Source organism: Paraperlucidibaca sp. (assembly GCF_982810325.1).
On the sequence record NZ_CEYEMI010000027.1, the window covers coordinates 1 to 5,558 of the forward strand.

Sequence of the window (5,558 nt, forward strand, 5' to 3'; positions counted from 1 at the left end):
TTTGCTCAAGATGGCGAGCGCGAAGTTGAAGTATTTTTCCCCGATCGCATGCCAGTACCTGAATTAGGTGAAATCATCACCGCTGAAGGCAAGAAAGAAGCGATTAAGCTCAGCGAAAAAGCTGGTGCTCTTGATGCCATGAGTCGGACTCAGCGCGCCCGCTATAAATTAGTTGGCGCCAGCACCGCGCCTGCCTTAGGCGCCATTATGCAAACGCGCTTTGCCGTGCCAAGCCTAACTGAAAATACTTTAGAAGTGCCGCTAGGTGCTTTGGATGAGCGCGGTAAAGGCCCGCACGTTTGGTTAATCAAAGAAGGTAAGGCGCAACCGATGCCGGTTGTAGTGACTTTGCTCAGCAGCGAAACTGCACGCATTAAGGCTGAGATCCCTGCCAACACATCGCTGATTGTGCTCGGCACGCATTTATTGAAGCCCGGCATGGCGGTGCGGGAGTTAGCGCAGTGAGCTTTCCCAATCTATCGGCGATAGCGGTAAAGCAACGAGCACTCACCTTATTTTTTCTAGTGCTATCGATTTTTGCCGGCATTTACTCCTTTGTTGCCCTAGGCCGTGCTGAAGACCCAGCATTTACCGTTCGCATCATGATGGTATCGGCGCAATGGCCAGGCGCTTCGCCTGAGGAGATTCAGCGCCAGCTCGCCGACCCGATCGAACGGCGTATCCAGGAAGTAGAGAATGTTTATCATATCGAAAGCATTATCCATCCTGGCCGAGTCGATATTGTTATTGAGTTTGATGACGCCACGCTTAGTGAAAAGATGCCGCATTTGTTCTATGAAGTGCGCAAACGCATGCAAGATCTGGCGCCATTGCTGCCGCAAGGTGTCATTGGGCCAATATCAAACGATGATTTTGCCGATGTCTACTTCAGTGTGCTGTCGCTGACCGCGCCGGGCCTGCCGATGCGCGACGCACTGAGCACGTTAGACGGTATTCGCGATCGCCTAGGCCGTGTTAAGGGCGTTCAGAAAGTCATTGTTATTGGCGAGCCTAAGCAGAAGGTATACCTCGAGTTTGATAGCCAAAAGTTGGTCAACCTAGGCATCGTGCCGCAGCAGATTTTTGCCGCTATTGAAGAAGATAATCGCCTGCTTCCTGCCGGTCGTTTTGAGTCGGCTGGGCCGCGAATTTATGTCCGCATCGATAATGATTTAAGCAAGCTCGAGCAGCTCGCTACTGTGCCGATTCGCATTGGTAATAAGCTGATTCGCTTACAAGATGTTGCCAGTATTCGCCAAGGCTACGAAGAACCGCGCCAGTATGTGGTGCGCTCGCGTGGCGAAGATGCGCTGCTCATCGGCATGGTGATGAAGAAGGGCGAAAATGGCCTCGATTTAGGCGATCGCTTGGCTGATTTTATTACCGCAGAGCAGGCACGCTTGCCTTTGGGCATGGAATTTAAAGCCATGACCAACCAAGCGCATGCGATTTCAGCGGCAGTAAACTTATTTCAATTCAAGTTCTTAGTCGCCATGTTGGTGGTGATGGCGGTGAGTGTGGTCGCCATTGGTCTACGTGCTGGCATCGTGGTCGGTATCGCTATTCCCATCACGCTAGGACTGAGCTTTTTGATCATGCTGAGCATGAATATCAACCTCGATCGCATCACCTTAGGTGCATTGATTTTGGCGCTCGGGCTTTTGGTCGATGACGCCATTATTGCCATCGAAATGATGATCGTGAAGATGGAGGAAGGCTTAGATCGTGTGCGAGCAGCATCGTATGCATGGAAAGTGACAGCTGCCCCAATGCTCTTTGGCACCTTAGTGACCGTGGCGGGTTTTGTGCCGATTGGATTTGCTAAATCGGGTGTTGGCGAATACGCCGGCAATATCTTCTGGGTGTTGGCAATTTCGCTCACGGTTTCATGGCTAGTTGCGGTGACATTCACGCCGTATTTAGGTGTGAAATTGTTGCCAAACCCAAGTCATAGCGAAGGCCATTCGCCCTATGACACACCGGGCTATGTCCGGATGCGCTCGTGGGTTCGCCGCTGTGTGGCGAATCGCGGCCTAGTTGTAATGGCCACCTTAGGCATTCTCGTACTGTCTATAATCGCCATGGCCACTGTAGTAGAGAAGCAATTCTTCCCCAGTTCAGATCGCCCAGAAGTAATGATTAGCATCTCGATGCCGCAGGGCACGTCGATCGATGTCACCGATAAAACCGCGCGTAAGTTAGAAGCGATTTTGCATGACATGCCAGAAGTCAGCACGCTGTCGACCTACCTTGGCGGCGGTGCGCCACGCTTCTTTATCTCGATCTTGCCCGAACAGCCTGATCCTGCTTTCGCGAAAATGGTAGCAGTAGGTCATAACAAAGAAGACCGCGACACGATTATCGCGACGCTGCAAAAGCGCATCGATGGTGGTGAGTTCCCTGAGGCTCGAGTACGTGTCGCCAGCCTGCTATACGGACCACCTGTGACTTGGCCGGTGAGCTTTCGTGTCGTTGGCCCCGACGTGCAGAAGCTTCGTGGCATTGCCAAAGAGCTGCGCGAAATCATGGCAGCGAACCCTGCGATTCGTGATCCGCACCTTGAGTGGGATGAGCGGGCACCGATCTTGCACGTGGCCATGGACACCGAACGCCTGCGTTTAATTGGCCTAACCCCAGCGGAAGTGTCGCGCCAGCTGCAATTTGAGCTTGAAGGCGGGCCAATTACGCAGCTGCGTAAAGGCAATCGCTTGGTTGAAGTGGTGGCTAAAGGTCATAGTAGCTCTGAGGCGCGTTTGGCTGGGCTAGAGTTGCGCTCGGCAGATGGCCGTAAGGTGCCGCTTTCCCAAGTTGGTGATGTCACTGTGCGCTACGAAGAGCCGGTGTTAAAACGCTATAACCGTGAGCCCTTTATTGCTGTCCATGCCGAAGTCTCCGGAGCACAACCTAATGACATGACAGCGACTATTTGGCAGGCATCAGAGCAGCTGCGAAATCGTCTACCGCCAGATTACCGTATCGATATCGGTGGCAGCGTCGAGCAGTCTGGCAAGGCCGACGCCTCCATCCAAAAGCTGCAGCCGCTGATGATCGCGCTCATGCTGATCTTTGTCATGCTGCAGATGCGCAGCTTTGTCGGCATGTTTATCGTGGTGGCAACGGCGCCTTTGGGCATCATCGGCGCGGTTTTAGCCTTGCTGCTTTTCGGCCAACCCTTTGGCTTTGTTGCCTTACTCGGCTTAATTGGTTTGGCCGGCATTCTCATGCGTAATACGCTGATTTTGACCCAGCAAGTTGCCGATAACTTAGCGTCGAATATGACGCCAGTGAATGCCGTCATCGAGGCCGCTGTACGCCGCGCAAGGCCAGTAGTGTTAACCGCAATCTGCGCTGTTTTTGCCTTTATTCCACTCACCTTCGATAGCTTCTGGGGCCCTCTGGCCTATGTGCTAATTGGCGGCATTGCGGTTGGCACGGCCATCACACTGTTCTTTGTGCCGGCGCTTTATGCGCTCTGGTACAAGCTGGAGCGCTAATGCTATTTCGCTACCAAGCAGCATGGTTTGCCGTACTCGCCGGCCTGCTGTTGGTCGCGTTAGGCATCAGCTGGTGGCTACATGCCGAGTTTAATTACGGCTATGTGCTTTGGTATGACTGGCTAGATTTGCATGCACAGATAGCCGAGTTTGGCCCGCAGAATCGCTATATTTTAGGTTTTGACACCATCACGCCCAGTGCGCAGCAAGCAGCGTTCAATGCCATCGTGCACGCGATTCATAATAGCGGCTTAGGTCTTGCGGACATTCGCTTTACCGATACTTATGGCGCCACTAAGGCACTGTTGCGCGAACCAGAAGTAGTGCATCTACAAGATGTTGCCGCGCTAATCGACTGGCTACGCATGGCCTTGTATTGGATAGCAGGGCTGACGTTGGCGGGCTTATGGCTGTTGCGCCATCGTATCGATGAGATTAAGTGGCGCTGGCAGGGAGGCTTATTGCTAGCATTGCTGGCAGCACTCGTTGTGCTATTGGCTTTAGCAGGTTTCGAGCCCGTGTTTTATCAGCTACATCATTGGGTATTCCCCATCGGTCACGAGTGGTTTTTCTTTTACCAAGACTCGTTAATGAGCACGATGATGAAGGCGCCAGACCTATTCGCCGGCATTGGCGCAAGCTTAGGCTTACTCGGTTTGATGATTTATGTGGTGATGCTGATGCTGCTAAGGCGAGCTAATACGAAATAATACAACCGCAAGCTGCGATTCAATCGTAAGTAAGTGTTTATAGAGGTGTTACGAAAGGGGAGTGGGGTGACCGATGGGGTTCGAACCCACGACAACCGGAATCACAATCCGGGACTCTACCAACTGAGCTACGGCCACCACATAGTTTGCGCAATCTGGTGCGCCCGGCAGGACTCGAACCTGCGACCCTCGGCTTAGAAGGCCGATGCTCTATCCAGCTGAGCTACGAGCGCATAGCGCGGTACCAAAGCTTTGAAAAAGTGGTCGGGGTAGAGAGATTCGAACTCCCGACATCCTGGTCCCAAACCAGGCGCGCTACCGGACTGCGCTATACCCCGAACATCGTAAGTAACTTACCAAAAGGCTCGTCGACTTGCGAGGCCGCATATTACGAATCCGCGAGCAGGCCGTCAACAGGAAAAACTCAAATGCTGGTTCGATTGCTTAAAGTTTCGCCCAAATACGCTTGGTCTTTTATTCTGCCCCGCATTCTCTATAATGCTGTCCCTTGATTTTGCAGTCTTACGCTGCTCGCCCATTTATTTCCCGTGAATCACATAAGTCTTGAGGTTGTCATGCAAGTCACTGTAGAAACCGTTTCCAATATAGAGCGCCGCGTCAAAGTAGTTGTGCCGGCCACAAAGATTGATCAAGACGTGAGTGCCCGCGTGGCGAAAGCAGCTCGCACCATTCGTATGGATGGCTTTCGCCCAGGTAAAGTGCCGCTTTCAGTGGTGCAAAAGCGCTTTGGCGACTCTATTCGCCAAGAAGCCTTGGGCGAAATTATCCGTGACAGCTTTTATGAAGCCGTGACGCAAGAAAAGCTCAATCCAGCCGGCTACCCCAGCATTGAAGAAGTTAGCGATAAAGCTGGCGAAGACCTGAGCTTCACTGCCCTGGTCGAAGTTTATCCAGAAATCACTTTAGGCAATTTCGCTGACATCAGCGTTGAGCGTCCAGTGGTTGAAATCAATGATGCCGATATCAATGAAATGATCGAAAGCCTGCGCAAGCAACGCGCAAGCTTTGAAGACAGCACAGAAGCAGCCGCTGATGGCGATAAAGTGCTAGTCGACTTTGCTGGCAGCATCGATGGTGAAGCTTTTGATGGCGGCACCTCGAGCAACTTTGAGCTGGTTATCGGCTCAGGCCGTATGATTCCAGGCTTTGAAGATGGCGTTGTTGGTATTAAAGCCGGTGAAGAGCGCGACATTAACGTGACTTTCCCAGCCGACTACCAAGCTGAAAACCTGCAAGGCAAAGCAGCCGTATTCAAAATCACTGCACACAAAGTGCAAAAGCAAACACTGCCTGAAATCGACGAGACTTTCCTGAAAGCCTTCGGCGTGACAGA

General features: G+C 52.3%; 4 protein-coding genes and 3 tRNA genes. 4 read left to right on the plus strand and 3 right to left on the minus strand.

Going from position 1 to position 5,558, the window contains the following annotated elements; genetic code table 11:
• The 3 genes from AC3DKE_RS08930 to AC3DKE_RS08940 form a co-directional block, all read left to right on the plus strand.
• Positions 1–465: efflux RND transporter periplasmic adaptor subunit (locus AC3DKE_RS08930; RefSeq protein ID WP_487990484.1), on the plus strand; the 465-nt coding region annotated here is incomplete at its 5' end.
• Positions 462–3,494 (plus strand): efflux RND transporter permease subunit, encoded by a 3,033-nt coding sequence (locus AC3DKE_RS08935; RefSeq protein WP_487990485.1) that lies wholly within the window; start codon positions 462–464, stop codon positions 3,492–3,494. The genes AC3DKE_RS08930 and AC3DKE_RS08935, both read left to right, overlap by 4 nt.
• Positions 3,494–4,204, plus strand: coding sequence for a lipoprotein intramolecular transacylase Lit (locus AC3DKE_RS08940; protein ID WP_411730091.1), 711 nt, complete (start codon positions 3,494–3,496; stop codon positions 4,202–4,204). Before AC3DKE_RS08935 ends, AC3DKE_RS08940 begins: the two co-directional genes overlap by 1 nt.
• Positions 4,205–4,266: 62 nt before the next feature.
• Here AC3DKE_RS08940 and AC3DKE_RS08945 read toward each other — a convergent pair.
• The 3 genes from AC3DKE_RS08945 to AC3DKE_RS08955 form a co-directional block, all read right to left on the minus strand.
• Positions 4,267–4,342, minus strand: a tRNA-His gene (locus AC3DKE_RS08945).
• Between the two features lie 18 nt (positions 4,343–4,360).
• Positions 4,361–4,437 (minus strand) — tRNA-Arg (locus tag AC3DKE_RS08950).
• Positions 4,438–4,465: 28 nt separating this feature from the next.
• Positions 4,466–4,542 (minus strand) — tRNA-Pro (locus AC3DKE_RS08955).
• A 237-nt stretch (positions 4,543–4,779) separates the two neighbouring features.
• Between AC3DKE_RS08955 and tig the strand changes: the two genes are divergently transcribed.
• The coding region (gene tig / locus AC3DKE_RS08960) for a trigger factor (RefSeq protein ID WP_487990486.1) at positions 4,780–5,558 on the plus strand (779 nt) is incomplete at its 3' end.

Bases quoted from the DNA above. Each gene is read 5' to 3' on its own strand.
- AC3DKE_RS08940 (WP_411730091.1), top strand. From the start codon at position 3,494: ATGCTATTTCGCTACCAAGCAGCATGGTTTGCCGTACTCGCCGGCCTG.